Raw genomic sequence first — 26798 nt, forward strand, 5'->3', positions numbered from 1 at the left:
CCTTATCGGGAGTTAGCTTCGCTTAAGTTGTTTTGTGCGGCAGCGCCCATGCCCAGAATCGAGGCCGATGGCACCAACTGACTGATGAAGCGGTTCCAGCGAGTGACGTTGGCAGGGCCCACATAAACAATGTCCTGGGGGCGAACATCGAAGTGAGTGGCGAGTGCCATGGCGGAAGGCGACTCGGCTTGCAGCTGATAGATTTTGGCCGGTTCTACGTCGAGGTTTTCTACACCCCGGATGACGTACACGGCGTTACCGTTAGAGGTGGTCTGGTTCAACCCGCCTACCGAGCCAATCACGTCGGAAAGATTCATCGTGCGGGTCTTGAACGTCAACGCGCGTGGCTGATTGACCTCGCCCATGACATAAATTTTCTTGCTGTCGTTGTACGGCAGGTACAACTGATCGCCGCCTTTGAGGTAGACCTTTTGCAACTCCGCGTTCTGTTGATTGAGCGCATCAAGATTCAGCGGATACACCCGGCCGTTTCGCGTCAACAGCAACCCGGACAAGTCAGCATTAAGCGGGTCAATGCCGGCGGAACCCAAGGCTTCGACAACGTTGAGCGGATTGGTGGAAATCGCTTGCGGACCGGCTTTCAACACGGCACCCGAGACCACCACTTTCTGACTGGCAAAACGCAACACCGCGACATCCACTTGCGGGTCCGAGATGAAGGTCGACAACTTCTCGGCGATGTCGGATCGCAGTTGCTGGATGGTCTTGCCGGCGGCCTGGACTTCTTTGATGTAGGGGTAGTAGAGCGTGCCATCGGAGCGAACAAGACGGCCGTTCGCATCGATCTGCTGTTGTGCCCCTGACGGTGCTGTCAGCTCGGGGTGATCCCATACCGTGATGTACAAGACATCATTGTTACCAATGCGGTATTCGGCGGGAGTGGTCAACAACTCGGGGGGCAGTGCCTCATGGACCTGTGTTGCCCTGTCCATGGCGATGAGCTTGGGGGTGATCGGAATCAGCTCGACCCGACTGCTTTCGCTGGCCCCTTCGCGAGTGATATCACTGGTGCTCAGATGTTGCCCCGGTGAAAACATACAACCTTGCAAAGCAATACTTGCCAGCATTAAAAAAGGAACACTACGAATCATAATGGCACTACGCTATTCAAGGGCAAACCCAAAACAAGATCGCCCAGTGTTAGCCGGGCAATCTTGTATTACACGTGCGAAATTTTCTTAGTTACTGGTGCCGGTTGTCCCGGTAGTACCCGTGGTGCCGGTGGTCCCGCCATTGGAACTTCCACCGCTGTTGGACGCTGCCACTGCACCGGCAACCAGCGCGGTGCTGGCCAATACAGCTTGTCCAGCCGTCACGTCACCGACAACTTTGGTATCCAGCGTGAGGGCTTCTTCTTCGACCGCGAGTACCCAGCTGCTCATCATGGACAACAGGGCTATTACCATCATCTTTTTCATATCAAACTCCTTCCTGCGAGTTCTTTATATCTACGGACTTGCCGGATGGGTTGCCAGTCAATTTTCCCGACCATAATTAACATCACGTCCTGATATAACAGTTCAGCAGAAATACAAGCGGTTGAAGGCCCGTCTATCAGCCTTGATCGGCGTATCCGCGAGGATGATTCGATTGCCAACGCCAGGTATCCGTCATCATCTCCTGCAAATTCCGAGTGGCCTTCCAACCCAGTTCTTTCGCCGCTTTGGAGGGATCGGCCCAACACTCGGCAACGTCGCCCGAACGGCGCGGCATCACGCGATAAGGCACCGCCCGGCCCGAAGCCTGTTCGAATGCCCGCAGTACTTGCAGAACGCTGTAACCGTCACCGGTACCCAAGTTCCAGATATTGATCCCGGTGCGCGTCGAGATCGTCTGCAACGCCTTGAGATGCCCGTCCGCCAGGTCCACGACGTGGATGTAGTCGCGCACGCCGGTGCCATCGACGGTGGGGTAATCGTCACCAAATATCGACAACTCCTGCAGACTGCCGACGGCAACCTGACTGATGTAAGGCACCAGGTTATTGGGAATCCCGTTGGGGTCTTCTCCCATTTGCCCACTGGCGTGAGCGCCGATCGGATTGAAATACCGCAACAGCGCGATGCTCCAGCGTGGCTCCGCCGCACACAGGTCATGCAGTACGTTTTCGATGATCAGCTTGGATTGCCCGTAGGGGTTGGTGGGCGTGCCCGTCGGAAAGTCTTCACGAATCGGCATCTGCTCAGGCGCGCCGTACACCGTGGCCGATGAACTGAACACCAGCCGGAAAACCCCGGCCGCCGCCATGGCCTGACAGAGTGTAATACTCCCGCACACGTTGGATTCGTAATACTCCAGCGGCTTGCGCACGCTCTCGCCCACGGCTTTGAGGCCGGCAAAATGCAGGACCGCATCAATGGAATGCGCCTGGAAAATCCGGTCCAGCAAGGCTCTGTCGCACACGTCCCCATGAATCATCAATGCGGACTTTCCGCAGATGGCTTCAACCGCATGCAGGGCTGCATCAGAGCTATTGCTCAGGTTGTCCAGCACAACCACTTCGAAGCCCGCTTCAAGCAGCGCAAGTGTGGTGTGAGAGCCGATATAACCGGTTCCACCCGTTACCAGAATCTTCATAGAGCGGTCCATAGTGGGGTATTGAAGTATTCAACTGCGCGCCACGATTAAAACTATTGGCGCACGCAATAATTGACGCCAATGACTTATTAGCACTTCACAAGAACCGACACTATTAATAGACACCGACTAAAACTAACTGAACACAGGCAGGCCCGACAACTAATAACATTTACCCCATTCTGCGCATGCCATTAATTGCCATCAAACCATGTCTCAGGTATTAAAGTACAACCACCGTAAAACATCCAAACTCACGGCCACCGTCTTTTGTGTGACTGTGAACAATGTCTTTCCAGGATATATCTATGATTCGTAAATGCTTGTTCCCCGCCGCCGGCTATGGCACGCGCTTCTTGCCTGCTACAAAAGCAATGCCGAAGGAAATGCTGCCGATCGTCAACAAGCCTTTAATCCAATACGCCGTTGAAGAAGCACGGGACGCTGGTTTGCAGCACATGGCCATCGTCACCGGTCGGGGCAAACGCGCGTTGGAAGACCATTTCGACATCAGCTACGAACTGGAACACCAGATTCGCGGTACCGAGAAAGAAAAGTTTCTGGCCGGCACGCGCGAGCTGATCGAAACCTGCACCTTCGCCTACACCCGCCAGGTCGAAATGAAAGGCCTGGGGCACGCAATTCTCAGCGGTCGTCCCTTGATCGGTGACGAACCTTTTGCCGTGGTACTGGCGGACGACTTGTGCCTGAACCTGCAAGGCGACGGCGTACTGGCGCAGATGATCAAGCTCTACAAAAAATTCCGCTGCTCGATCGTCGCCATTCAAGAAGTCCCGCGGGATCAGACTCACAAATACGGGGTGATCGCCGGCGAGCTGATTTCCGATGGGATCTACCGCGTCAACAGCATGGTAGAAAAACCAGCCCCTGAGGACGCACCGTCCAATCTGGCAATCATTGGCCGGTACATTCTGACCCCGGATATTTTTGATCTGATCGCCGATACCCAACCCGGTAAGGGCGGCGAAATCCAGATCACCGATGCGCTCATGAAACAGGCACAAAACGGCTGCGTGCTGGCCTATAAGTTCGAAGGCTTGCGCTTCGATTGTGGTGGTGCAGAAGGTTACATCGACGCCACCAACTTTTGTTATGACCAGCTGTATCTCAAGGGCCTTTAACCAGGCGACCCAGCCCGATCACTGCTCACCTTGCGCAGCCCTCGTCACACTCTTCACCCAGGCAGGCCACTATGACCACTGCAAAACGCTCGGTAGACACCGAATTGAAAGCGAGCAACTTCGGAATGATGGCCTGGCTGTCAAAAGCGCCGTCGTTGTCCTTCGACACGGCTGCCTGGCTGGGCACACCCCTGCTGGTTGAGCGGATCGGGGTATTCCCCTCTTCGGGCGATATCCATCGCCCGATCAGGGACCCTATTTCCCTCTTGGCTCACCTGAAATGTCTGTATGCCGACCAGGCCCTGGATGTCGATGAACGCGACGGGCTTAAAGTGATTTTCAACGAGTGGCGATTCCGGGTTCGCATCCGCTACAGCGACCCGGCAATCGTCATCAATGTTGAAACGCGGTGTGATCCAGGACTCATGCCTGTGAAAACCGCCGAGCTGCTGAGTCAGCTGGAACACTTTGAACGGTGAGGGATTACTTTGAAGCGGCACCGCAGGGTGGCTCACCAACAAGCAGTCGATAGAAGTAATCGGCGATAAGCCGACCTCCCGAACCCGGGATGGGGTGAATCTTGTCCGGGCCGATCAAGGGGGTGGGTCCGTTGCTGGCGTAGCGTTTGAAGTCAGAGCCGAACGCACACTGCAAATTCCAATAGGCTATGTTCTGCGAACGCGCCCACGGTTCAAGTACCTGGGCATATTCCGTCATCGGATAGGCACTGGAACGTGTTGTGTCCTCGCGCAAGATTAAATTGACGCTCGCCGCGGGATGAACCTCGCGAACCATCCGCACCAAGCCTTTCATGTTTTCCAGATAGTCCTTGGGCTTTACGCCAAACCCCTGGTCATTGCCACCCAACATAATCAGGTAAACATCTGCCGGTATCTTTGAAACGACGGCCTTCCACTGGGCCTGCCATTGGCTGTCGCTTTTATAGAAGTCAGCGGAAGCGGCGCCCGAAGCAGCAAGTTTTGAGACCCGGACACCGCCACGGTCATTGGCCATCCACAGGCCAAACAATGTCGGAGCACCCTTCACCACTTCGAGCCTTAACGCCCAATCATCAGTGGTGGGGACACTTAATTGCACTTCCTGAACCCCGGAACCCGCCATCGTCAAAGACTGCCACGTGTCAGAAGGTGTCCACCGATACCTCATCTCGCTGGTTTTACCGTTGCCCAGGTAGAGCAGTTTGGCTTGGCCAATGGACGTATTGATCACGGCCGTCTGCTTAGCATCGATCTCAATGTAAGCACCCGCCTGCCCGGTAACCGTGCGACTGTCCGGACTCGCTTGCCCGAGACTGGAAACGTCCCAGTCACCACCGAAGTACTGCTGGTTACTACGGGTGTACTTGAAGTTCGTACCACCCAGCGCGGTGCCGTGGTTAAACCCGACATAACCAGGCCCGGCGAAACCGACGTCTTTTGCCAGGCGCTGAGTGAGGTCATTCAGATAAAAGTCCTGCCCGGCGCTGTAACTGTCGCCAATCACCGAGATGTCCAGCACCTCCCCCGATTTATCCTTGCCCAGGCCGGAAAGGCGTTCGCTTGAACTTCTTGCCTCGATAACCGGCGTCGAAACGGGACGTGCATCATCGATATAAACCATTGGCCTGATTCCTCTATTTGGCGGTCAGGAGTGAGACACCTTCAGCCCCTTTTTTGCGGCTCGCCCGCTCGCCCAAAAACAGGACAGAGGTCAGGGTGAAACGGCTAAAAACATTCGATAACAGCACCGGCCCCAACAACCCGCACAGCACACCGCCAAAGACCAGGACGCTTTCGTCCGTGACACCCAAGCGACCCAACGTAAACCGTGAACTGGCGGCAAACAGTACGTGAAAGAGGAATATCGCGTAGGAGTATCCACCGAGCCAGATCAGCACTTTCGAGCGCATGTCGGTCGACAGTAACGCGACGCAGGACATACAGCCAACGAGCAATCCGACCAGGCTCCTGCGATCGACAATGAGTTCGCGATCCACAGCGGCAATGTAGAGCAGCGCGACCGATATCAAGATGAACACCACGGGCCCGATCACTTTCAGCGATCGCTTTAAAGCGTCGACATTCTCGTGGCAAATCATCCCCGTCACGAAAAACGGCAGCAGATAAATAGCACCGTTGATGCCAAACGCGTCGACCGGAACAAGCGGCATCAGGAACACTGCTGCGGAAAACAAAAACAACAGGTACAGGCGCGTCGGCGTCTGTAGCAGACCGCGCCACTGAAGAAACCCGACAAACATGAAGATGATAAAAACCGCCTGCAAAAACCAGAAGTGGTTAACCGGCAGGTAAAACGACAACAAGGCGTCCATCAACCCGACGTCCTTGTTTACCCCCGGCGCCACAGCCTGCAGCACCGAAAATGGAACACCGACAAAGAACAACGGCACGATCAACCGTCTGACCTTGCCCAGACAGTATGCAGAGAAGTCATTGCCTCTGATTTTGTAAATGGAATAGATATAGCCCGATATAAAGGTGAACAACGGCATCCTGACGTACACCATCGAGTCCGCCAGGATTCGGAAAGGTGATCCCAGGTCGATTTTCAGTCCACCTCCGAGCGGCCCTATCACGTGATAGAGCACCAGCAGCAGGCACGCCAGGCCTCTGAGCGTTTCTATTTCCAACGACTTTTTCTTGCTTTGCATAAACCACAAACCTCAGTTCAAGACGCTTGAATCAACCGACTCAGGTTTTTTTGAGCGCAACTGCAACCCCAGCCCCAGAAACAGGACCGGCACCACCATGGAGAAATGTCGGGCAAACGAGCCGAAGTCAGGCTCGAACAGCCCCTGCACCAATAAAAAGGACAGTGGGATAGCAATAAGCTCTTTGACTTTCGGTTCGATGAGCGAGCCCTTGTAGTGACTCGACGTCATCATTTTGAACATCAGCAATGAGGTCATCATCATCAGGACGACAAAGATGATCTGCCCCAGGCCCGATAAAAGTATTAACTCCACCGGGAACGACAACCTGAAAAAGATGCTCATCGAATCCACGGCCTGCGATACGAAATCACCGCCGTTGATCCATGACACGATCAATGACTTCGAGCCCTCCTCGCCCAGCGTGCGCTGTTCATTGTTACTGGCCCGAATGGACGAAACCGAATAGCCGACCAGCACCTGAATCGCTGTTGCAATCGCCAGATAGAACGCGAACAACATCAGGAAGAAGCTGAAACGCGACACATGCTTTTTCATCACACACACGCCGACCCAGACCAGCGAAAACAAGATCCAGTAAGGCCGAATCAGCACGCCGTAAAACAGCGCGGACAGAAAGAAGCCTGCTCGGTATCGCTTCGAAAATGAAAAAACCAGAATGGCAATTACCGCCACCGAGACAATGATTTCCTTGGTCAGGTTATCGAGGAAGAACGACCGCACCACGCCCCACAAACACAAGGTCAGGAAAATCGTTATCGGTATTCTTCTGAAGATAAAGATCGGGATCGACGTCAGAAACAGATTGCACAGCATCCCGTAGGCCCAGGCATTGGTAAGGTTTATCCCGGTGGGACGCAGCAAGTAAGCCGAGCACTCGTAAGAAGACCGGTCTGGCGAGAAGGGATTCCAGAAGTTGCAGTTGTCTGAACGAACGTATGACGACCACAACGTCATCGCATCCGGACCTGGTTCGCGGTGCATCAACAGTGGCATCGCAATGGACAGGAACAGGCCACAGAACAAAATCAGGAACGAGATCGACGAGTCGAGTTTTCGTCCACGAAACTCTATGGAAGGCAGAGACAAAGCCATTACAACGCCCCCTTCGCCCGGGCAAATCTGGTTAGCACAGCGATAACGACCAGTTGCACCGTAATCGAGAAGACGTTCCCCCACGCCGCGCCATAAATTGAATGATGTTTAATGAGTACATAGCTGACAGGCAGTGAAACCATCAGGCATATCGCCGCACTGGCCAGCGACACCCGACTGTTCTTCGACGCAATAAGACCGCCCCATACGATGTCGCCGACAGCCCGAAGGGCAAAGGAAAAAATCAGAATGGATAAAATCCTGTTATCCGGTCGTGGGACTGCCACGTCCACGTAATCGAGCAGGACATTGAAGAAGGCATAAATCAGCACCGCCACCGCGCCGGAAACGATAAGGGAGCGCAACACCCATTGATTCAGGAACAGTTGCCGGACTGTCAGCGCCTGTTGATTATTCTTGTAGCGCTTGGCAAGTACCGGAATGCCGACGACGGCAACAACCGCATAGGACAGCGCTTGCAAGGTGTTGGCCGCAGACCAGGAATACACGTACTTGCCGAGACTTGCGTACGGTTCAATGTCCAGAATAAGAAAACGCTCGGCGTACTGACTGAGTGCGATCAGGCCGCCCCCCAGGTAAAAGGGCAGCCCTGCTCGCCAGACCGAAACGGTGGTGACGACACTGGCTTCCCGCCCCTTGTGAACGTTCACCACAATCAAGTAACCCGCCACGATGACCAGCAGGTTGGTGACCACCCAAAGCCAAAGAACACTGGCGATGCTGGACACTACGCCCGTCATCAATCCTGCGACAGCAAGCAACGCCCAGAGCCCGGTTTTTATGAAAAACAGTACCGCGCCCCAGTTGGCTTTTTGCGCTGAAAAAACAAACGAGTTTATTTCGAAGGAGAGATGCTCGGTGAGCAGCAAAAGTGTGACGCAAGCGATCAACGCGGCACTCGCCTGCACATCGCTGAAGAGCGAGTACAGGGCGACCGTGACCACCGACAACAACAAACCAACGGCCAGGTACAGGACCAGTACCCTATCGACGACGAGCCGCGAACTACCCCCGACGCTGATCAGCCGGTTGATTTCAGAACTGAACCCGACACTGTAGAACTTCGAGGCTATCAAGGAGGCTGCGACTACAACGCCGTAAAAGCCCAATGCGTCATAACCCAGATAATGAGTGATGGCCAACACCAGCAGAAACTTTGCGCCTAATGCACCTCCCCGCAGCAACAAGCGAAATATCATCGAACAATCCCTTTGATGATATTGTCCATCTGCACCGTTTTGGCTTCGATATCTTTACAGGTGTCCGTGAGGTTCTTGCCAAATCGGGTGAGCGCGTTGGGGGCATAAACCGTGTCGATGATGGTGTCGACATTAATGTCGCCCCCGTTGATCACCCAGTCTTCCACGCCCATGTCCTGATACGCACCGAAGCCTTTGCGTTCATAACTGATATGGAAAGCCGGCACACCGGAGAGGAGTGACTCAATCGCCCCGTGCAACCGTACGGAAATAACCAGGTCTGGCTGATACTTCGCCAGTGTAGCCTTCAAGGGCAACAGGTCTTCGGTAATGCCGAGCTCCCGGTAGAACGCGCCATCGTCGTTGCCGCGCACAGCACTTTGCACAGCGCAGACCACTTTGCTTTTCGACCTTAGTCTCTGCAACAGAAGCTTCAGGTTGGCAACGTAAGCAACTTTCTTCTCTTTGCTCCATTCCGGCGGCTTGCGTAAAACAACGCAGACCACAGCTGGAGATGCCGCACAGCGGGTGAACTTGGGTTGCACCAGGATCTTTTTCGCTAATGCCTGAACCGCCAGGTCTGGCGCCCGGTAGACATTTTCGTGGGACTGAAAAATAGCTGACGATCTGTTGTCCCTGACAAAGACCGCATCAGCACTGGCGTAGTGCTCGACAATTTTGCTGCTCTCGCCATGGAACGGACCGATACTTTGCGGGAGATAAACCGACGGCACCTTGCTCAGGATTGCCGTTTCAAGTTGTTTGGCATGACCCAGTTTCAGTTTGATATGTTCGAAGGCGCTTTTTGAGCGCATGTACCCACCGCCTACCCCGACGATCAGATCGGTGGTTTTCAACAGATCGGCAAGGGGCGCGTAGGACTGGTTAAGAAAAATCGCCTCTTTCACCCTTCCGAAACCTTTAGCCGCCATGACCGGTGCGTCATACCGTTTATATGGGAGATAACTGAACGACTGCGGATCTGACGCAACTACGTTGATCAAAGTGTCTGCACCAAAGTTGCGCAGCACCATGGCGATTGCCAAATCCACGAGAAGCCCATCACCGGAGTTGGACGCGCTGTAGCCATGCAAAATAGTTACGTTCATGATCTTGATTTCTACTTAATAAGTTTGAGCGGAATACACGTCATAGGTTTGCTGGATCATCAACGTTGCGCTGAACTGTTCGCGCACTTTCTTGCGGCTTTCAGTGCCGAGCTCCAGCAGCTTTTGTTTTTTGATATTCAGCAAAATACTCGCAAGCGCCTGATAGTCGCCGGTCGAAAACAGGTAACCCGTAATGTTGTCCGTCACCAGTTCAGGCAGCGATGTGCAGTCACTGGCGATCACCGGCACGCCCATGGCCATCCCTTCGAGAGGCACCATGGCAAAGCCCTCCCAGCGACTTGGCACAATCAGGGCATCCGCGGTTTTATACAGTTCATTAACTTCAGCTGGCGTCACCCAAGGCAGGTATTCCACGGCGTCAATATCGGGGCACTCGACGGTGTCTTCGTTGACCGCACTGCCAACGACAGTGAGTCTCAAGTCGGTTCGCTCGACTTCAGCGAACGCCTTGAGCAACAGATCGAAGCCTTTCTGGTAGTCCAGTCGACCGACAAACAGAAGATGAATGTCCGTACTGTCGCTGGTCTTGCTCTCATCACTTTTATAGTGAATACCGTTGTAGATCAGCTTCATACGGTGACGATCAATACCAAATGACGCGGCTTTATCCATCTCATACTGACTGACACAGATAATGACATCGGTCACTTTCTGCAAAACCCGCTCAATCAGTGAATACACTTTCTGTTTGACGGGAGAACTCTCCATCAAGAAGGAAAATGCGTGCGGGCAATATACAATTTTCGGTGACCGCCAAGGGCGCATGACCAGACAGACACACCGGCCGATCACCCCGGAGAACGTGCTGTGCAAGTGCACGACATCCGGTTTTTCCTTGAAAATCACACCGGCCAGTTTCCAGGCGAACCGCAACAGGGACATGACATCGCGCTTGTTCCGGGAAAAGGTCCTGATGTTTTTCTCATCAATACCGTGCAGCTCTTTCTTCTGATCGAACGGAACCAGATATACCAGTTCATACTTCAGTGCGTGGTCTTGCGGGGGAGTCGATATCGTACGGATGACCGTCGCAACACCACCTTTGATTGTTTCCGCCACGTGCAGTATTTTTTTCATAATCCACCTATCTCCATGAACTTAGTCGCAGGCAAGCAGCGTTAAAAAGTGGTTAACGATCGTTAAACCACTCTCAACTCGATTGCCCGGTAGATAGAACGCACATCAGGACTTGTCAGAGGCGTACTCATAGTTGTAATAGCCATAACTGCCATTACCGTAATAGCTGGACGCGCGTTTCTCGACGCCGTTAAAAATGGCGCCCTTCAACTCGATACCGTTTTGCGCAAATCGACGTATTGTCAATTCGATCTCTTTGGCAGGATTCACACCAAAGCGCGTCACAATCAGATTAATCGCGGCTTCACGTCCCACGATGGCTGCATCTGTCACGGCCAGAAGCGGTGGCGTATCGATGATCACCACATCGTAGAGCTCGCTCAGTTCTGCCAGCAGCTCTCTGAAGTTGGCATGCATCAACAGCTCTGATGGATTAGGCGGTACCTGCCCGCGACTAATGAAATGCAAGTTATCCGTTTCAACTCTATTGATCGCCTGTTCGATACTGCAGCGCTTAGTTAATAGATCGGATAAACCATTGGTGATCGGAGTCGCCAGGGTCTTGTGCAGATGACCTTTGCGCATATCGGCATCGATCAGCACGACCCGCTGCCCGCTTTGAGCAATGACCGCAGCCAGGTTCGAGGACACAAAAGTTTTGCCCACCTGCGGACTCGGCCCGGAAATCATGATCCGGTTGTTGGTCGCATCCAGCCCCGCAAAATGCAAACAGGTTCGCAGGCTGCGTATCGACTCGATCGACAGGTCCGTGGGATTACGCAGGGCCAACAGAAAAGACTGGTTGTTGACGCCGTCGCCCAGCCGAAGTTTTTTGCTGTCTTCTTCCCGCTGCAAATCGCTGTAGGGAATGGACGCATAAACGGGCAGCCCCAGCTGTTCGATGGCTTCTGGCCCCTCGAGTCCTCGGCTCAGGGATTTACGCACCAACACCAAGGCAACACCGACAAAGGCGCCGAGGAAAGTTGCAATGAGAACGATCAGCGCTTTGCGTGGTTTGACCGGGTTGGTGGTATCGACGTCGGCGGTATCAATCAACCGCGCATTGCCGACCGCCCCTGCCCTGATGATGTCAAGCTCCTGGGATTTATTCAGCAACTGGGTATAAATCTGTGTCGCCACTTCCACATCACGAGTGAGGTTCAACAGTTCCTGCTGCGTTGCGGGAAGATCCTGGACCTTCTTCTCCAAACCATGGCGCTGTTTGCTCAAGTCCCCAAGTTGAGCCATCAAGGCGCGGTAGGCAGGGTGCTCTCGGGTGAACTTTCGATCCAGGTCCGCTTGCTGGAGCTTCAAATCGGAGATGCGCGTATCCAGCACCACCATCTGTTCCAGAACGGACTTTGTTTCGAGTGAGATGTTTACGGTATTGCCGCGGGTTTGGTAGCTGTTCAGCGCGTTGCTGGCTTTGACCAGATCCTCTTTGACTTGAGGCAATTGCGCCTGCAGGAAGTCCAGGCTCTGGGCCGCCTCGGCAGAGGTGCGCTGCACATTCTGCTGTACATAAAGAGTTGAGATCTTGTTGAGGATCTTCACCGCCAAGGTGTAGTCGGTGCTGGCAAGGGCTAAGTTTATAATGCCCGACTCTTTACCTTGCTCGGAGACATCGAGAGCGTCCTGGTAATTCTGAATGGTGACAATCCGTGGATTGCGAACCACTTCGAATTTAGTGCCCGGATTCGCGGCCATGAGCGCGACAAGCACCTCGACCCCATTTTCTACTACTGCGTTGCCTGTAGTGCCGGCGACCAACAAACCGCCACTGTCATCGTAGAGCTTGAAGCGGTTCTGCTCTTCAGCCACCAGGGTCAGTTTTTTACCCAGCAGTTCATCAGGCAGCTTGAGCTTTTCGATATCGAGACGCTCGCCACCCCAGGCATAACTGCTCATACCCAAGCGCGCAGGCGAAACACTTTCCGTCGGGGTGCTCTTGTATCGCCGCGCGATAAAACCGCCCACGACAGGAAAGGTGTGGGGCGTTATCACGATATCCAGGCGCAGGTCATCGACGGTTTTACCGATGACCGCGCGGGACTTGATAATTCCGATTTCGGTCGCCGCCGGGGATTGGCCGCCCAGCATGCTGCTGATATCCGAAAACCCCAGCATGTCGTTCTTTTTCGGTTCGACCTGTACCAACGCGTTAGCCAGATACACGGGTGGCGATAGTATCGAATAGGCGGCGCCGGTCACCATAAACGCACCGGTGATGGCACCTATCAACCATTTATGATCAATCAATGTGCCCAGTAAGCCGAGAAGATCAATCTCGTCTCCCTCTTTATCCCGGGTGCTGACTACTGACGGTAACTGCATAAGGTCTATTCTTTTACCTTGAATACTAATCTGAAAATCATCCATCAACGTCCGAGGCGCTGTGCCCATGAGCAAACAGCATCTTCAATCAATGCATGAGCATGGACAAAAGCAGCTTTTCCTTGACGATACGGGTCCTTTATTTCGCGCTCACTCTGCCACTTGCCCAGAAGAAACACTTTGCCCCTCGCGTGCGAGGCAATATTCAGCACGCCTTTTACATGCTCTTTTTCCATGACCAGAATCAGGTCTGATTCATTAACAATCGCAGGCGTAATTTGCCGCGCTTTAAACCCTTGGGCAGCGCGCCCCTTTTCTTCGAGAACAGAAAGTGCGTTGGGCTCCATAGACTCGCCCACCCGCGCGTCCAGCCCCGCGGAGGTTACCGAGATATCCGAAGGCTCCAGCGCATTGCGCAGCAACATTTCAGCTGTTGGACTTCGGCAAATATTGCCAACGCATACAATAAGGATCTTTCTGAACAAGGCTACTCTTCCCGTGTAGTGTCGAATCGGCCAATGTGTAGCGGGGATATGAGTGAACCGATAAGATCGGTCCCGCATTCAGAGATGGATCGATCATGGAAATACAAGGATATTAAATACCACGACACATAAAAAACGCCCAACCAGAATAGCCGGACCAAAAATAACGACAGCAATCGGTGCAATATTTTTTCGACTAAAAATAACAATGATGCAGCGACAATAGCGAATTGATGATATGGCTGTAGTATTCGCCTCTCAGGAATTAGACATGACCTTAACGTGTTTTCGATGTATTACAGCTTCAACACTATTGATATTCGGCGCATTCAATCACGCTAACGCCAGCCAGGTTTTTCCAGCCTTGGCAGAGGGCAACAAAACCATAGGCGTTCAGGTAAAGATTCAAAATTTTTCTACCACCGATGCCCGGCAAATCAAGGATTCCGGCTTCGGATTCGTGCGTTTTGGCGTATGGACCAACAGCTTGAAAAGCCCGGCGTACCAGAATCAGATCAATGAAGCGTTCGCTGCCGCCAAATCCGCCAACCTGCCGGTATTGATGACCGTTCGCTCAACCAAAGCGTTAACCGGCAAATCGAAAAGCGGTGACGATGAACTCGCCAGCGCAGGTGTGGCATTCGCAAACTCAGTCATAGACCTGGAAAACACCTACAGCACGCAGCTTGTTGCCATTGAAATATGGAATGAACCGGACCTGCCAAAATACTGGCCCACACAGGATTTTGAAGTAACCTTTGCGCCGTTCATGAGCGCGGTGTGCAATGGGTTACAAAAGCGCGATCATTCAACACCGCTGATCGGGTTTGGATTCGCACGTGCGCCCACCACAGGCTCCAAGTCGACCGCAGCACTGACTAAAATCATTGCTGAGCATCCGAAATGCCTGAGTGCTGTCTCCTATCATCCCTATGGCATGTCGGGTACCGAGATCAACACTGCCCAAGCATTTATTCTCAACAACTTTCATGTACCCGGCGTGATTACCGAATGGGGAGTGCCATCGCTCAGTTCCATCGGCGGAACAACCGGACAGGCCACACGCATCACCAGATTCATTACCGACGTCAAACAACTGAACATACCGCTGACCTCTCTTTACGAATGGAAAAACAGCGACTCAGGCAGCAATGATCGTGAACGAAGTTTTGGATTGAAGTCTTCTGATGGCAACTCCAAACCAGCGGAAGCGGCTGTCAAGACGCTATTAAAGGCACAATAGCGGATAACTGCCTCCGCGATTAAGGGAGGTTTTTGTTCTTATATTCGGAATAACTCGTCGCGTCGACCGCCAGTGAGGCTTCCACCAGCACTTCCAACAATACGACTTGCGCTTCAATGCGCAGGTCTTGCTGACGTTGTTGCGCGTCGTTCATTTGCTCCTTCATTACGCGGGTGACCTGAGAAGGCGTGCTGTGTTTCACTCGCTGCAGCCAACCGGGGATATTTTTTGCGGCTTTAACCTTTCCCATTGCAACCACGCCCTGCAAATTATCCGGGTGGTTATCTTTTGAAACTGCCATCAACTCTTCAAATACTTCGGTGAGTTTCTTCAGGACATAACCCAGGATTAAGTCATCGAAGGCCTCCACATTTCCAGACACCTGCTTCCCCTGTGAAGTCATCTTCCCGTCCGACGCATCCATTTATCAGCAGCACGTTACACGGCATCCGGGCCTCACTATTTGACATATTATAACGGCGGGATCCGACCCTTTTTAACAGCTCCCTCCTCTCAAGATATGGCGTCAGCGGTCAGTTACCTTGAACCTGTGCCCGGTTTTGGCATCGTATTAACCGACACCGTGCCCCGCCATTCAAACAGCCGTTTTCAGGTTGTTGCCGCTGGGGCCATTGATACGTACATGCGCCCTTGAGTGGCTGTCAGCGCTCGGGTAATGTCATTAGACCCACAGGACAGAGCACGCCCATGACTTCCAAACTGGAACAACTGAAACAAATGACCACCGTGGTTGCCGATACCGGCGACTTCGAAGCGATCGCTCGCGTTAAACCGGTGGACGCCACCACTAACCCTTCCCTGCTGCTCAAAGCCGCGGCGATTCCTGCCTATGCCGAATTGCTGAACGCCTGCGTTCACGATTGCAAAGGCGATGTGGGCCTGGCCAGCGACCGTTTTGGCGTTGCGGTCGGGCAAGAGATTCTGAAGGTTGTACCGGGCCGCATTTCCACTGAAGTGGATGCGCGCCTATCGTTCGACACTGACGCCGTATTGAAGCGCGCGCACCGTCTGATCGAGCTGTATGACAAGGCCGGCATCGGCCGTGACCGCGTGCTGATCAAGATTGCCTCCACCTGGGAAGGCATTCGTGCGGCAGAGACACTGGAAAAAGAAGGCATTCAGACCAACCTGACACTGTTGTTCTCGTTTGCTCAGGCAGCCGCGTGCGCCGATGCAGGTGTGTTCCTGATCTCGCCGTTCGTGGGCCGGATTTACGACTGGTACAAGAAAGCCAACGGCAACGACTACACCGGCGCGGATGATCCGGGCGTGCAGTCGGTGACCCGTATCTACAACTACTACAAAGCCAATGACTACAAGACGGTGGTGATGGGCGCGAGCTTCCGCAACCTGAGCCAGATTGAGCAATTGGCCGGTTGTGATCGCCTGACCATCAGCCCGGACCTGCTGGAGAAGCTGGCAGCGGACACTGGCAAGCTGGAGCGCAAGTTGGCGCCTGGGCATGCCGGCGAGGCGCGTTTGAGCTTGAATGAAGCGCAGTTCCGTTGGTTGTCCAACGAAGACGCAATGGCCACCGAGAAACTGGCTGAGGGCATTCGTCAGTTTGCTCGCGACCAGGAGAAGCTTGAGGCACTGCTGCAAGCCAAGCTGTGATTTGAGTTAGCGCAATGCAAAAAGGGCGAACCCTGGTGGGTTCGCCCTTTTTTGTGCCCGTTACTTCAAGCGATCAGTGACGCTCCAGCGCATTCACCAGGTCATGGAACGCTTCGCGATTGTGGTCATTGAGGCCCATGAGGATTTTGTGGGCTTCAAGAACCTTGATCCTCACCACTTCCTCGGACTGGTCCTGGTCTGGCAAGTCGTCCAGGCATTCCGGGCAAGGCACAGGCTGGTCAACAATGTTGAACACTTGCTCGAAGCCCATGGATTCGAGCAGCCGGGTGATGTCTTCGTGGGTGGTGACGACAGTCGGCAGCAGGCCGACTTTCTGCCGCGACAGGATCGACAATTTGGCCAGCAGGCCAAGGGTGGTGCTGTCGATGCTGCGGGTTTCGGTCAGGTCGATCACGATCGCATTGAAATTCAACGCGGTGAAGATCCGATCAATAGTCGCATCCAACGCCGAACACAGGGTCAGGCGAACTTCACCGACGAATTTCAGGACGAAGGTGCCATCCTGCTCGGCGAACTGGATTCTACCGGTACTCATTAAAGATTCCTGCTCAACACCAAAAGGGCGATATCATCCGGCATCTCCCCAAGCGTGGCCAATCCAAAAACCTGCCGCAGCCCATCCAGGGTGCCGCCCGCAGCCTTGACCCGTTGGGGCAACGCCGCTTCTTTTTCTTTGAGTGTGGGTTCTGGCAAAAGGTCCAGAATGCCATCAGACATCAGCGTCAGACTGAACGTCGGCGGCAGCTCCAGTACGTGATCTTCGTAGGTGGCTTCATTAAAGAGGCCCACCGGCAGACCGCGCCCTTCCAGATAACGAACACTGTCTGGCGTGTACAACACTGGCAACGGCAAATGACCGCCGATGCTATAGGTCAACAAACCTGTCTCCTCGTCGATGACTCCACCGACCATTGTGACGTGTTTACCCAGCTTACAACTGATCAGGCCTCGGTTGATATGACCAAGGACCTCTGAAGGCTTGAATTCCGGCAATGTACCGCTGCGCTTGGATTCGAACAGCAAGCGCGTGGTCATGAACTTCAGCAGCACGGTAACGAACGCTGAAGAAGCGCCATGCCCGGAAACGTCTGCCAGGTAGAAGGCTACCCTACGCTCATCGACCCGAAAGTAGTCAACGAAATCACCCGACAGGTACAGCGACGGGATGATCTGGTGCGCAAACTGGAACTCGTCGATGGTCCAGGGGCTGACCGGCAGCATGTTCATCTGCACCTGGCGACCGGCATTCTGGTCTTCCTGGAGCAGGTTCAGGCTGGCGGCGAGCTCACGGTTGGCCTTTTCCAGCTTCTCGCGGTAACGCTGGTTTTCCAGCAGCAGGCGCGCACGATCCAGGGCCCGGCGCACGGAATGCTCGAGCACGGCCAGATCTTCGAGAGGTTTGATCAGGTAATCCGCCGCGCCCAGGCGTAGCGCCTCGACCGCGTCGTTCATCACGCCGGCACCCGAAACCACAATCACCGGCGTTTGCGGGGACCGTTCGGTAACCTGGCGAATGAGTTCGAGTCCGCCCATCTGCGGCATGCGCAGATCGCAGATGACCAAGTCGGGCTTGTCTTGCTCGAATACCTGAAGACCCTGTTGGCCATTGCTGGCCTGCAGGACACTGAAACCACTGTCTTCCAAATAGGCCGCGAGACTCGCGCGCACTACCTCGTCATCATCGATTATCAGCAGCGTGGCACTGGTTTTTGGCATGTGGGCAAACGGCGCCAGAATTAGGTTGGCGTAGCAGGCACGGGTTTTAGCCCGGCTCACACTACTGGATTCGCTTTCTAGCCTCTCTATTGCACCGTTTTCGAGCGTTTGCCCTACTCACCTGTACACCAGAGGTGCCCTTCTAAGGCGCAGACGGTACTCCCATCCGAGAGGCGTTTCAAGCTCACGCCGATGGTCGCTTGGCGTCTTTACTTGTCAAATCACCGGGAGTTATAAGAACAGACAATTCCGTAACCCAATGGAAGGATCGAGCCCATGAGTCAAACCGGTCGGGACTACAGCGAAAAGCGCGATTTCATCCGCATGCGAGTCGATGCCGATGTGTCGTTGATTCATGAAGGTGATGAGGTGCCAGCCGTCTGCATCGACCTTTCCAGCAGTGGCATGCAGGTTGAAGCGAAGCGTGTGTTCAAGGTGGGTGACCGGCTCAACGTGCGCATCGATTCCGATCACGCCGCATTAAAAGGCCTTGAGGCCGACACCGAAGTGGTGTGGGTGAAGCCTTTGGACGGTGAAGGCCAGAAACTCGGGCTTACAATCTTGAAGATGAAATAAACCGGATCCAAACGAAAGAAGGCGGCCATGGGCCGCCTTCTTCATTTTATCGGTCGAGATTAAAAATCGTCTTCAACCTTGCCGTCTTTGACTTTGAATTCGCGGTTCTGCAAGTACGCATTGCGGATGAAGGTGTACTTGTCGCCGGTGATCAGCTTCTCGCTCGACAGCAAGCTGGCGCGCGTGTCGACGATGTTCAGGCCGAAGACCGAGTTACGCACCGGTACATCGTTGATGTACGGATACGGGCCGGTATAGCCGTCGACGTACTTGGAAGGCGCATCACGCAAGGTGCTTGGGCCCAACAGCGGCAGCATCACGTAGGGGCCGCTACCGACACCCCAGTAGCCGAGGGTTTGACCGAAGTCTTCGTCGTTACGATTCAGGCCCATCTTGGTGCCCACATCGAAGAAGCCCAGCAGGCCGAACGTGGTGTTGAAGATGATACGTGCAGTGTCGGTGCCCGCCGCGGCCGGTTTGGCCTGCAGAATGTTGTTCACCAGGTTGGTGACGTCACCGACGTTACGGAACATGTTGTGGATGCCGTCTTCCAGAAACTGCGGCGTGATGAACTCATAGCCCTGAGCCACAGGCTTGAGCGCATACGTATCGACCACATCGTTGAACTTGAAGATCGGACGGTTAACGCTTTCCCAAGGATCGTCTTCCGAAGCAGCCTGAGCCACAAACGGAACCAGCAACACGCTGGCACACACAAAAAGCTGAGCGAGATGATTGCTCCAGCGCATAGAAAAACTCCTTGGATTTTTACCGGCGCGGGCACTTGGCCCGGGCGTTAAGCTGGCAAGTATAAGACGGAAAAGCCGGTTTAGGCAGCCTCGCGCGTATTTGCCTGAAGATGAATCATCCTGATTGAGAGCGCTTCACATCAATGTCACTCAACTGTCACTGACGCCGCATAGCCTTGTCACTATTTCAGGGACGCTCCTATGCCGCACGCCGAAACCTTGCCCGTTGCAGCACCCAGCTTGACCGCCGTCCTGTTCGGCCTCAGTGGTTGCCTGGTGGATTTCGGCGCCCGGACGCGGCAACACGGGGCTTATTCTGCCGAGCACGCCGAGGCTACTCCTGGCGCGCTGGACAGCCTGAGCAGTTTGCAGCGCCAGCAAATTCCCTGCGCCTGGCTTGATGAATTACCCCCCGCCCTCAGCCATTCCCTGGCCGTCACCCTGCCCTCCTGGATCACTTCGTCGCAACATCCCGCAACAATCAACCCATGGCCTGCTCCGAATGCTTGCTGGCAAGCCCTGATGGCGTTGAATGTCGAACGCCTGGATGGCTGCGTGCTGGTCAGTGGCGAACCACGGTTGCTGCAATCGGGGCTGAACGCCGGATTGTGGACGATTGGCCTGGCGTCCTGCGGATCGCTGTGCGGTCTCGCACCCGGCGAATGGCACGCATTGACCCAAAAGGAACGCGAGCACTTGCGCGGAAAGGCGACGATGCAGCTATTCGGGCTGGGCGTGCATTCGGTGATCGATCATCTCGGCGACCTCGACACCTGCCTGGCCGATATCAGCCTGCGCCGGCTCAAGGGCGAAAAGCCCTGACCGAGATCATGCAGGTTGCGCGCAAGTGGATTAATCTAAAGGTCAGCCATAGACCTTTGGCGCGAGGCTGCGGTCTATGCCAGTGCCTATCGATAAAAGGAAGAACGCCATGCCTGCCCGCGAACTGCAAGACCAGCTCAATACTCTGCGCGAGCAATTGGAACAGAATCCACCGCTGTCCGAAGCCGAGCGCGAAGACCTGCACGCGCTGATGCAACAGATCGAACTGGAACTTGAACTGGAAACCAAAACCAAGGATTCGAGCCTGGCTGACGGCGTCAACCTGGCCGTCGATCGCTTTGAACTCGAACACCCGGTCATTGCCGGCACCTTGCGCAACATCGCGCAAACCCTGGTCAACATCGGGATCTGAACCCGTCGGATACAAAAAAGCCCCGCTAGCGATAGCGGGGCTTTTCATATCCGGGGGGGTTGCAATGCAATCCCCTGTGGGAGCGAGCCTGCTCGCGAAGGCGGAGTATCAGTCACATAAATATTGAATGTGCTGGCGCTTTCGCGAGCAGGCTCGCTCCCACATTAGATCTTCACTGGCGGACCAGGCGGTGGTTCGGCAGTTGAACGGTTTCGGTACTGCGGTACGGGTTGATATCCAATCCACCACGGCGCACATAACGCGCATACACCGTCAACTTCTCCGGCTTCAGCAGGCGCTGCAAGTCGAGGAAAATCCGCTCCACGCACTGCTCATGAAAGTCCGAGTGCTGACGGAAGCTCACGATGTATTCCAGCAAACTCGCGTGATCCAGTGCCGCGCCACGGTATTGCACCGCCACGCTGCCCCAGTCCGGCTGACTGGTGACCGGGCAGTTGGATTTGAGCAAATGGCTGTGCACGCTCTCTTCCACGATGCGCGATTCATCGCAACGCAGCAGTTCCGGACGCGGATGTTCGTAGTTGCTGACGCTGATGTCCAGGTCGTCGATGCACACACCCGGCAACGCAACCACGCCTTCGGCTTCAACGTCCTTGAGACTGCGAATGCGCACGCCAACCGGTTTACCGGCAGCCGCCGACAGGTCTTTCGCCAGCGTCGCTTCGAGGCTCGCCGTATCGGCAAACGGCGTCTGGTTCAGCGAGTTCAGGTACAGCTTGAACGACTTCGATTCGATGATGTTCGGCGAATCCGCCGGGATGCTGAACTCGCCAATCGCCACCACTGGCTTGCCGGACGGCAACAGCCACGACAGCTCAAAGCAGTTCCAGAAATCCACGCCTTGATATGGCAGGGTCTCAGCCGTCAGCCCCAGCTCGGCCCATTTCGCGGTACGCGGAATCGGGAACAGCAGGGACGGCGTGTAAGTGGCGATGTATTCGCTGGATTTGCCCAGCGGCGAGTGTTCGGCTGCGGGATGCATGGCGGAAACCTGACTGAAGAATCAGCGGATTCTACCAGCCTTTGCGCCCGCCATTGAGTGCTTACTGACTGACAGTCAACTTGCCGACCATGCCCGCCTGATAATGGCCGGGGATGTTGCAGGCAAATTCCAGGCTGGTGGCCTTGGTGAAGGTCCAGGTCAGCTCGGCGGTTTTACCCGGCTCGACGAGGACGCTGTTCGGGTCGTCGTGTTTCATCATTCCATGATCCATGCCCGCCATCGAACCGTGGTCCATTTCCTTCATGCCTGTAGGCGTCAGCATGCCACTCTGTTGCATCTGCAACATTTCCTGCTGGTGTTTGGCATGCATCGCCGCGTCCCCCAGGTTGAATTCATGCAGCAACTGGCCTTTATTCACCAGCACAAAACGAATGGTCTCACCGGCCTTGATATCGATCGCCTTGGGGGTGAACGACATGTCGCCCATCACCACTTCAATACTGCGAGTCGCCCTGGCCGCCGCAGCGGGCTGGCCGAAGTCATAGGTATGCGCCGGGGCAGCCCATACCGGCGAACTCAACGCCAACAGACACGCCACCCGCAGCAAAGATTTGCGCAAAAACATCGTCGTACTCCAACAAGATAAGGTTCAGCCTGTGGAAAACTCTAAACTGCGGCCACTGCCCGCAACCTGACAGCCAGATTACAACTTTGTCAGGTTGACCTGTCATAACGCTGCCCACGGTATAAAGCGTTCGTTCCATTTGCCCAGAGTCGCCCATGAAATTGCTGATCGTCGAAGACCAACCGAAAACCGGCCACTACCTGCGCCAGGGCCTGACCGAGGCCGGTTTCAACACCGAACTGGTGGCCGACGGCAGCACCGGGCAACAACTGGCGTTGAGCGGCGACTACGCATTGTTGATTCTCGATGTGATGCTGCCCGGTCGCGATGGCTGGCAGATTCTGCAAGCGGTGCGCAGTGCCGGCCTCGATACGCCCGTACTTTTTCTGACGGCGCGTGACGCGGTAGAAGACCGGGTCCATGGCCTCGAACTGGGTGCAGACGATTACCTGGTCAAACCGTTCGCCTTCTCGGAACTGTTGGCCCGGGTCCGCAGCCTGTTGCGTCGCGGCAGCGCCTCGCCACAGGAAACCAGCTTGCAACTGGCCGATTTGCGCCTGGACCTGATCCGCCGTCGCGTTGAGCGTAGCGGCCAGCGCATCGACCTCACGGCCAAAGAGTTCGCCTTGCTGGAAATGCTCCTGCGCCGTCAGGGCGAAGTCCTGCCCAAATCGCTGATCGCCTCTCAGGTCTGGGACATGAATTTCGACAGCGACACCAATGTGATCGAAGTCGCGATCCGTCGTTTGCGCCTTAAGATCGACGATGAATTCCCCAACAAGCTGATCCATACCGTGCGCGGCATGGGTTACGTCCTTGAAGAGCGTATCGCCTGATGCGGCGTCTTTCGTTGAGCAGCCGCCTGGCATTGCTGTTTGCGGCCTGCACGGCGGTGGTTTCGCTGTTTGCCGGGGTGTTGTTCAGTCGCGCCAGCGAGGCACACTTCGTCGAGCTTGATCAGCAATTGCTGGACGGCAAGTTGATTGGATTGCGCCGGGCGCTTCACGACATTCAATCCAGCGAGAGCGAAACCAGACTCGCGGATGAATTGAGCCGCCAGGCCGATCTGTCGCTGCGTATTACCGGCAGCGATGGCCAGCGCTGGTATGACAGTTCGACGCAGCTGCCGGACAAGCTGCCGCAAACACCCGGCTTATCGACCCTCAACAACGGCGGCACCGACTACCGAGTGCTGAATGCGCCGTTGTTTGTCGACAAACCTGATTCCCCACAACTGACCTTGTTGCTGGACATCACCCATCACCAGCACTTTCTGCAACGCATGCAGCATCTGATCTGGCTGACCGTGGGGTTGTCAGCCCTGGCCACCGCCCTGCTCGGCGCCTGGGCGGCGCGCAGTGGTTTGCGTCCGTTGCGGCGCATGAGTGCGGTTGCCCGTGGCGTGTCGGCGCAATCACTGAATGCGCGCCTGCCGGAAGAGAACATGCCGCCAGAACTCGCGGAATTGGCCCACAGCTTCAACGCCATGCTCGGACGCCTTGACGACTCTTTTCAACGGCTCTCGGCGTTCTCCGCGGACATTGCCCACGAACTGCGCACGCCACTGTCGAACCTGCTGACCCACACGCAGGTCACCCTCACCCGCCCCCGACCCATCGAGGATTACCGCGAGGCGCTGCACAGCAACCTCGAAGAACTGCAATGGATGGCGCAACTGGTCAACGACATGTTGTACCTGGCCAAAGCGGATCACGGATTACTGACGCCCAAGCGCGAAGCGCTGGAACTGGCGGAGGAAGTGGATCTGTTGCTGGAGTATTTTGCGCTGCTGGCGGAAGACGCTCGGGTGACGCTCACGCGGGAAGGCAACGCGCGCCTGGAGGGTGACCGCAGCATGTTGCGCCGGGCGCTGTCCAATTTGCTGGACAACGCGTTGCGGTTCACGCCGGCCGAGGGTGAGGTTCGGGTGCGGATTGTCGAGCAGGCCAAAGGATTGAACCTGACGGTTGAGAACAGTGGCGACGGGATTGACGGGGCGTTGCTGCCGCGACTGTTTGACCGGTTTTATCGGGCCGATCCGGCGCGCCAGGAAGGTAGCAGCGAACATGCGGGGTTGGGGCTGGCGATTACGCAGTCGATCGTGCGTGCCCATGGCGGGCAGATCCGTTGCGAATCGGGGAATGGGTGGACGCGGTTTGTGATTGAGTTGCCTAAAAAGGATTGAGGACAGCAGGAATGGCCTCTTCGCGAGCAAGCTCGCTCCCACAAGGTTCGGCGTCATTCACAAATGTGTGATCCAAGCCGATCAAGGTGGGAGCGAGCCTGCTCGCGAAAGGATGTTACGGCTTACGAATACCGCAACGCATGAGCCGGCTCAATCTTCGCCGCACGCCAAGCCGGATAGACCGTCGCCAGGAAGCTCAAGATAAACCCCGCCGAGCAAATCAACAGGACATCCCCGCCCTGCAATTCCGAAGGCAGGTTGCTGACGAAATACACATCAGAACTGAAAATGTGCTGACCGCTCACCCGCTCGATCCAGCCCACCAGTTCACTGACGTTCAACGCCGCAATCACGCCCAACACGCCGCCGATCAAGGTCCCGACAATCCCGATCACGGTGCCCTGGACCATGAAGATCGCCATGATCTGCCCCGGCGTGGCGCCGATGGTGCGCAGGATCGCGATGTCCGCGCCCTTGTCGTTCACCACCATGATCAGGGTCGCGATAATGTTGAACGCCGCCACCGCGACGATCATCAGCAACAGCAGGCCGATCATGGTTTTTTCCATTTTCATCGCGCTGAACAGACTGCCCTGGGTGTGGGTCCAGTCGTCAGCCTTGTAGGCAGCCCCCAGACCGCCGGCAATGTCGCTCGACACTTGCGGCGCGGCGTACAGATCCTTCACCGCCAGGCGCACGCTCTGCACCTGATTCGGCTCCCAATGCTGCATCTGCGCGGCATCGGCCATGTGGATCAACGCCATCGAACCGTCCAGCTCAGCCCCGACCTTGAACACGCCAACCACGTTCAGGCGCTGCATGCGCGGAGTAATCCCGCCCGGGGCGGTGCTGACTTCCGGCACGATCAGGGTGATCTTGTCGCCGACGTTCAAACGGAAACGCCGCGCCGTGATCTCGCCAATCACTACGCCGAACTCACCCGGTTTCAAGGCATCCAGACGCCCCTGAACGATGTGCTTGGCAACGATTGACACCTTGCCTTCCAATGCCGGATCGACGCCGCTGACCTGGATCGGCTGCATCGAGCCCTTGTAAGAGAGCATGCCTTCCATCTCGGTGAACGGCACGGCCGCCGTGACTTCCGGATTTTTCATTGCGGCCGCTGCAACCGGCTGCCAATCGTCAATCGGATTCACGCCGACGATGGTCGCGTGCGGCACCATGCCGAGGATCCGCGAGCTCATTTCGCGCTGAAAGCCGTTCATCACCGACAACACCACGATCATTGCCAGCACACCGAGGGCGAGGCCGATCATCGAGGTCATCGAGATGAAGGAAACAAAGCGATTGCGGCGCTTGGCGCGGGTATAGCGCGCGCCGATGAAGATCGATAACGGTCTGAACATTCGCTGGGCACCGTATAAAAATAAAAGACCCGACGTCCTTCAAGACGCCGGGTTTCGGTCAATCAGATGGGTGTCAGGCAACCTTCCTGCAAATGCAGGACGCGATCCATCTGGCGAGCCAGGTTCATGTCATGGGTCACCACCAGGAACGCGGTGCGCATCGAGGTGCTGAGTTCCAGCATCAAATCCTGAATACCCTGGGCGGTGTGGGCGTCGAGGTTGCCGGTCGGCTCGTCGAGCATCACCAGGCCTGGCTTGTTCACCAGGGCACGGGCGATGGCAACGCGCTGACGTTCGCCGCCGGACAATTCGGACGGTTTGTGCTCCAGGCGATGGCCCAGACCTACCCGCTCCAGCAATGCCGTGGCGCGCTGACGGGCTTCCGGAATCGCGGTCTTGCCGATCAGCAACGGCATGCAGACGTTTTCCAGCGCGGTGAATTCCGGCAGCAAGTGGTGGAACTGGTACACGAAGCCGAGGGAACGGTTACGCAGCAGGCCGCGGTTCTTCTCGCTCAGTGCCGACAGTTCTTCACCGTCGAGCCAGACGCTGCCCTTGGTCGGCGTATCCAGGCCGCCCAGCAGGTTGAGCAAGGTACTTTTGCCCGAACCCGAGGTGCCGACAATCGCCACACGCTCGCCCGGGTGCAACTCCAGTTGCAGACCGGCCAGCACTTCCACCGACTCCGGGCCTTCCTCGTAGGATTTGCCCAGGTTGCGGCAGCTCAAGATTGCTTTATCACTCATGCC

28 protein-coding genes are annotated in these 26798 nt (G+C 55.5%); 9 read left to right on the forward strand and 19 right to left on the reverse strand.

All coding sequences use genetic code 11. From position 1 onward, the window contains the following. Positions 1–2: 2 nt before the first annotated feature. The 3 genes from ACWKV5_RS03595 to galE all read right to left on the reverse strand — a co-directional run bounded on the left by ACWKV5_RS03595 (position 3) and on the right by galE (position 2598). Entirely contained in the window at positions 3–1112 is a 1110-nt protein-coding gene (locus ACWKV5_RS03595; RefSeq protein ID WP_483840200.1) for a polysaccharide biosynthesis/export family protein, read from the reverse strand. An 87-nt stretch (positions 1113–1199) separates the two neighbouring features. Further along, positions 1200–1439 carry a hypothetical protein gene (locus tag ACWKV5_RS03600; RefSeq protein WP_483840201.1) on the reverse strand — a complete coding sequence of 80 codons (240 nt, stop codon included), beginning with the start codon at positions 1437–1439 and terminating at the stop codon, positions 1200–1202. Positions 1440–1575: 136 nt separating this feature from the next. After that, on the reverse strand, positions 1576–2598 hold the full coding sequence (galE, locus tag ACWKV5_RS03605) for a UDP-glucose 4-epimerase GalE (protein ID WP_483840202.1): 1023 nt from the start codon (positions 2596–2598) through the stop codon (positions 1576–1578). 308 nt (positions 2599–2906) lie between these two features. On the opposite strand from galE, the gene galU reads away from it, so the two are divergent. Further along, positions 2907–3740, forward strand: a complete 834-nt coding sequence (gene galU, locus ACWKV5_RS03610) for a UTP--glucose-1-phosphate uridylyltransferase GalU (protein WP_483840203.1) — start codon at positions 2907–2909, stop codon at positions 3738–3740. A gap of 71 nt (positions 3741–3811) precedes the next feature. Further along, entirely contained in the window at positions 3812–4219 is a 408-nt protein-coding gene (locus ACWKV5_RS03615) for a mannose-1-phosphate guanylyltransferase (RefSeq protein ID WP_483840204.1), read from the forward strand. A gap of 4 nt (positions 4220–4223) precedes the next feature. On the opposite strand, the gene ACWKV5_RS03620 is transcribed toward ACWKV5_RS03615, so the two are convergent. From ACWKV5_RS03620 to ACWKV5_RS03655, 8 genes are all read right to left on the reverse strand, one after another. Continuing rightward, positions 4224–5360, reverse strand: a complete 1137-nt coding sequence (locus ACWKV5_RS03620) for an SGNH/GDSL hydrolase family protein (RefSeq protein WP_483840205.1) — start codon at positions 5358–5360, stop codon at positions 4224–4226. A 13-nt stretch (positions 5361–5373) separates the two neighbouring features. After that, entirely contained in the window at positions 5374–6411 is a 1038-nt protein-coding gene (locus tag ACWKV5_RS03625) for an acyltransferase family protein (RefSeq protein ID WP_483840206.1), read from the reverse strand. 12 nt (positions 6412–6423) lie between these two features. After that, a complete protein-coding gene (locus tag ACWKV5_RS03630; RefSeq protein WP_483840321.1) occupies positions 6424–7527 on the reverse strand; it encodes a hypothetical protein in 1104 nt (367 codons plus the stop codon). Further along, positions 7527–8747, reverse strand: coding sequence for an MATE family efflux transporter (locus ACWKV5_RS03635; protein ID WP_483840207.1), 1221 nt, complete (start codon positions 8745–8747; stop codon positions 7527–7529). The genes ACWKV5_RS03630 and ACWKV5_RS03635 overlap by 1 nt, the downstream gene beginning before the upstream one ends. Beyond that, the gene (locus ACWKV5_RS03640) at positions 8744–9856 is read right to left on the reverse strand and encodes a polysaccharide pyruvyl transferase family protein (RefSeq protein ID WP_483840208.1); all 1113 of its coding nucleotides are present in this window, start codon (positions 9854–9856) and stop codon (positions 8744–8746) included. The genes ACWKV5_RS03635 and ACWKV5_RS03640 overlap by 4 nt, the downstream gene beginning before the upstream one ends. A gap of 15 nt (positions 9857–9871) precedes the next feature. Beyond that, positions 9872–10954, reverse strand: coding sequence for a glycosyltransferase (locus ACWKV5_RS03645; protein WP_483840209.1), 1083 nt, complete (start codon positions 10952–10954; stop codon positions 9872–9874). Between the two features lie 105 nt (positions 10955–11059). Next, entirely contained in the window at positions 11060–13288 is a 2229-nt protein-coding gene (locus ACWKV5_RS03650; protein WP_483840322.1) for a polysaccharide biosynthesis tyrosine autokinase, read from the reverse strand. Between the two features lie 44 nt (positions 13289–13332). Then, a complete protein-coding gene (locus ACWKV5_RS03655; protein ID WP_027921658.1) occupies positions 13333–13773 on the reverse strand; it encodes a low molecular weight protein-tyrosine-phosphatase in 441 nt (146 codons plus the stop codon). 271 nt (positions 13774–14044) lie between these two features. On the opposite strand from ACWKV5_RS03655, the gene ACWKV5_RS03660 reads away from it, so the two are divergent. After that, positions 14045–15016 carry a glycosyl hydrolase family 5 gene (locus ACWKV5_RS03660; protein WP_483840210.1) on the forward strand — a complete coding sequence of 324 codons (972 nt, stop codon included), beginning with the start codon at positions 14045–14047 and terminating at the stop codon, positions 15014–15016. Positions 15017–15035: 19 nt separating this feature from the next. On the opposite strand, the gene ACWKV5_RS03665 is transcribed toward ACWKV5_RS03660, so the two are convergent. After that, complete coding sequence (locus ACWKV5_RS03665) at positions 15036–15440, reverse strand: hypothetical protein (RefSeq protein ID WP_483840211.1); 405 nt, start codon at positions 15438–15440, stop codon at positions 15036–15038. A 284-nt stretch (positions 15441–15724) separates the two neighbouring features. On the opposite strand from ACWKV5_RS03665, the gene tal reads away from it, so the two are divergent. After that, a complete protein-coding gene (gene tal, locus ACWKV5_RS03670; protein WP_123434332.1) occupies positions 15725–16651 on the forward strand; it encodes a transaldolase in 927 nt (308 codons plus the stop codon). Between the two features lie 73 nt (positions 16652–16724). Here tal and rssC read toward each other — a convergent pair whose 3' ends face one another. Further along, entirely contained in the window at positions 16725–17207 is a 483-nt protein-coding gene (gene rssC / locus ACWKV5_RS03675; RefSeq protein WP_007943680.1) for an anti-sigma factor antagonist RssC, read from the reverse strand. Continuing rightward, the gene (gene rssB, locus ACWKV5_RS03680; protein ID WP_007943679.1) at positions 17207–18388 is read right to left on the reverse strand and encodes a two-component system response regulator RssB; all 1182 of its coding nucleotides are present in this window, start codon (positions 18386–18388) and stop codon (positions 17207–17209) included. Before rssB ends, rssC begins: the two co-directional genes overlap by 1 nt. A gap of 276 nt (positions 18389–18664) precedes the next feature. On the opposite strand from rssB, the gene ACWKV5_RS03685 reads away from it, so the two are divergent. Further along, complete coding sequence (locus ACWKV5_RS03685; protein WP_483840212.1) at positions 18665–18964, forward strand: PilZ domain-containing protein; 300 nt, start codon at positions 18665–18667, stop codon at positions 18962–18964. Positions 18965–19023: 59 nt separating this feature from the next. On the opposite strand, the gene ACWKV5_RS03690 is transcribed toward ACWKV5_RS03685, so the two are convergent. Beyond that, positions 19024–19713, reverse strand: coding sequence for an MlaA family lipoprotein (locus ACWKV5_RS03690; protein WP_483840213.1), 690 nt, complete (start codon positions 19711–19713; stop codon positions 19024–19026). A 201-nt stretch (positions 19714–19914) separates the two neighbouring features. On the opposite strand from ACWKV5_RS03690, the gene pcrP reads away from it, so the two are divergent. Further along, entirely contained in the window at positions 19915–20535 is a 621-nt protein-coding gene (pcrP, locus tag ACWKV5_RS03695; protein WP_483840214.1) for an HAD superfamily inactivated hydrolase PcrP, read from the forward strand. Positions 20536–20644: 109 nt separating this feature from the next. Continuing rightward, the gene (locus ACWKV5_RS03700) at positions 20645–20908 is read left to right on the forward strand and encodes a DUF4404 family protein (protein WP_483840215.1); all 264 of its coding nucleotides are present in this window, start codon (positions 20645–20647) and stop codon (positions 20906–20908) included. 172 nt (positions 20909–21080) lie between these two features. Here ACWKV5_RS03700 and queF read toward each other — a convergent pair whose 3' ends face one another. Together queF and copI are read right to left on the reverse strand one after the other, a co-directional pair. After that, a complete protein-coding gene (gene queF / locus ACWKV5_RS03705; protein WP_483840216.1) occupies positions 21081–21911 on the reverse strand; it encodes an NADPH-dependent 7-cyano-7-deazaguanine reductase QueF in 831 nt (276 codons plus the stop codon). A 61-nt stretch (positions 21912–21972) separates the two neighbouring features. Then, positions 21973–22497 (reverse strand): copper-resistant cuproprotein CopI, encoded by a 525-nt coding sequence (copI, locus tag ACWKV5_RS03710; RefSeq protein ID WP_483840217.1) that lies wholly within the window; start codon positions 22495–22497, stop codon positions 21973–21975. Positions 22498–22652: 155 nt separating this feature from the next. On the opposite strand from copI, the gene ACWKV5_RS03715 reads away from it, so the two are divergent. After that, positions 22653–23333: a heavy metal response regulator transcription factor gene (locus ACWKV5_RS03715; RefSeq protein ID WP_483840218.1), complete on the forward strand. Its 681-nt coding sequence runs from the start codon at positions 22653–22655 to the stop codon at positions 23331–23333. Continuing rightward, positions 23333–24682, forward strand: coding sequence for a heavy metal sensor histidine kinase (locus tag ACWKV5_RS03720; protein WP_483840219.1), 1350 nt, complete (start codon positions 23333–23335; stop codon positions 24680–24682). Before ACWKV5_RS03715 ends, ACWKV5_RS03720 begins: the two co-directional genes overlap by 1 nt. 122 nt (positions 24683–24804) lie before the next feature. Here the strand turns inward: ACWKV5_RS03720 and ACWKV5_RS03725 are convergent, their stop codons facing one another. Both ACWKV5_RS03725 and lolD read right to left on the reverse strand, forming a co-directional pair. Next, a complete protein-coding gene (locus ACWKV5_RS03725) occupies positions 24805–26049 on the reverse strand; it encodes a lipoprotein-releasing ABC transporter permease subunit (RefSeq protein WP_483840220.1) in 1245 nt (414 codons plus the stop codon). Between the two features lie 62 nt (positions 26050–26111). Next, positions 26112–26795, reverse strand: coding sequence for a lipoprotein-releasing ABC transporter ATP-binding protein LolD (lolD, locus tag ACWKV5_RS03730; RefSeq protein ID WP_483840221.1), 684 nt, complete (start codon positions 26793–26795; stop codon positions 26112–26114). Positions 26796–26798: the final 3 nt, after the last annotated feature.

This window comes from Pseudomonas oplopanacis (genome assembly GCF_057128725.1).

Coding starts and splice junctions, on each gene's coding strand:
- ACWKV5_RS03595 (WP_483840200.1), bottom strand. CDS start 1,112: ATGATTCGTAGTGTTCCTTTTTTAATGCTGGCAAGTATTGCTTTGCAA.
- ACWKV5_RS03600 (WP_483840201.1), bottom strand. CDS start 1,439: ATGAAAAAGATGATGGTAATAGCCCTGTTGTCCATGATGAGCAGCTGG.
- galE (WP_483840202.1), bottom strand. CDS start 2,598: ATGAAGATTCTGGTAACGGGTGGAACCGGTTATATCGGCTCTCACACC.
- galU (WP_483840203.1), top strand. CDS start 2,907: ATGATTCGTAAATGCTTGTTCCCCGCCGCCGGCTATGGCACGCGCTTC.
- ACWKV5_RS03615 (WP_483840204.1), top strand. CDS start 3,812: ATGACCACTGCAAAACGCTCGGTAGACACCGAATTGAAAGCGAGCAAC.
- ACWKV5_RS03620 (WP_483840205.1), bottom strand. CDS start 5,360: ATGGTTTATATCGATGATGCACGTCCCGTTTCGACGCCGGTTATCGAG.
- ACWKV5_RS03625 (WP_483840206.1), bottom strand. CDS start 6,411: ATGCAAAGCAAGAAAAAGTCGTTGGAAATAGAAACGCTCAGAGGCCTG.
- ACWKV5_RS03630 (WP_483840321.1), bottom strand. CDS start 7,527: ATGGCTTTGTCTCTGCCTTCCATAGAGTTTCGTGGACGAAAACTCGAC.
- ACWKV5_RS03635 (WP_483840207.1), bottom strand. CDS start 8,747: ATGATATTTCGCTTGTTGCTGCGGGGAGGTGCATTAGGCGCAAAGTTT.
- ACWKV5_RS03640 (WP_483840208.1), bottom strand. CDS start 9,856: ATGAACGTAACTATTTTGCATGGCTACAGCGCGTCCAACTCCGGTGAT.
- ACWKV5_RS03645 (WP_483840209.1), bottom strand. CDS start 10,954: ATGAAAAAAATACTGCACGTGGCGGAAACAATCAAAGGTGGTGTTGCG.
- ACWKV5_RS03650 (WP_483840322.1), bottom strand. CDS start 13,288: ATGCAGTTACCGTCAGTAGTCAGCACCCGGGATAAAGAGGGAGACGAG.
- ACWKV5_RS03660 (WP_483840210.1), top strand. CDS start 14,045: ATGACCTTAACGTGTTTTCGATGTATTACAGCTTCAACACTATTGATA.
- ACWKV5_RS03665 (WP_483840211.1), bottom strand. CDS start 15,440: ATGGATGCGTCGGACGGGAAGATGACTTCACAGGGGAAGCAGGTGTCT.
- tal (WP_123434332.1), top strand. CDS start 15,725: ATGACTTCCAAACTGGAACAACTGAAACAAATGACCACCGTGGTTGCC.
- rssC (WP_007943680.1), bottom strand. CDS start 17,207: ATGAGTACCGGTAGAATCCAGTTCGCCGAGCAGGATGGCACCTTCGTC.
- rssB (WP_007943679.1), bottom strand. CDS start 18,388: ATGCCAAAAACCAGTGCCACGCTGCTGATAATCGATGATGACGAGGTA.
- ACWKV5_RS03685 (WP_483840212.1), top strand. CDS start 18,665: ATGAGTCAAACCGGTCGGGACTACAGCGAAAAGCGCGATTTCATCCGC.
- ACWKV5_RS03690 (WP_483840213.1), bottom strand. CDS start 19,713: ATGCGCTGGAGCAATCATCTCGCTCAGCTTTTTGTGTGTGCCAGCGTG.
- pcrP (WP_483840214.1), top strand. CDS start 19,915: ATGCCGCACGCCGAAACCTTGCCCGTTGCAGCACCCAGCTTGACCGCC.
- ACWKV5_RS03700 (WP_483840215.1), top strand. CDS start 20,645: ATGCCTGCCCGCGAACTGCAAGACCAGCTCAATACTCTGCGCGAGCAA.
- queF (WP_483840216.1), bottom strand. CDS start 21,911: ATGCATCCCGCAGCCGAACACTCGCCGCTGGGCAAATCCAGCGAATAC.
- copI (WP_483840217.1), bottom strand. CDS start 22,497: ATGTTTTTGCGCAAATCTTTGCTGCGGGTGGCGTGTCTGTTGGCGTTG.
- ACWKV5_RS03715 (WP_483840218.1), top strand. CDS start 22,653: ATGAAATTGCTGATCGTCGAAGACCAACCGAAAACCGGCCACTACCTG.
- ACWKV5_RS03720 (WP_483840219.1), top strand. CDS start 23,333: ATGCGGCGTCTTTCGTTGAGCAGCCGCCTGGCATTGCTGTTTGCGGCC.
- ACWKV5_RS03725 (WP_483840220.1), bottom strand. CDS start 26,049: ATGTTCAGACCGTTATCGATCTTCATCGGCGCGCGCTATACCCGCGCC.
- lolD (WP_483840221.1), bottom strand. CDS start 26,795: ATGAGTGATAAAGCAATCTTGAGCTGCCGCAACCTGGGCAAATCCTAC.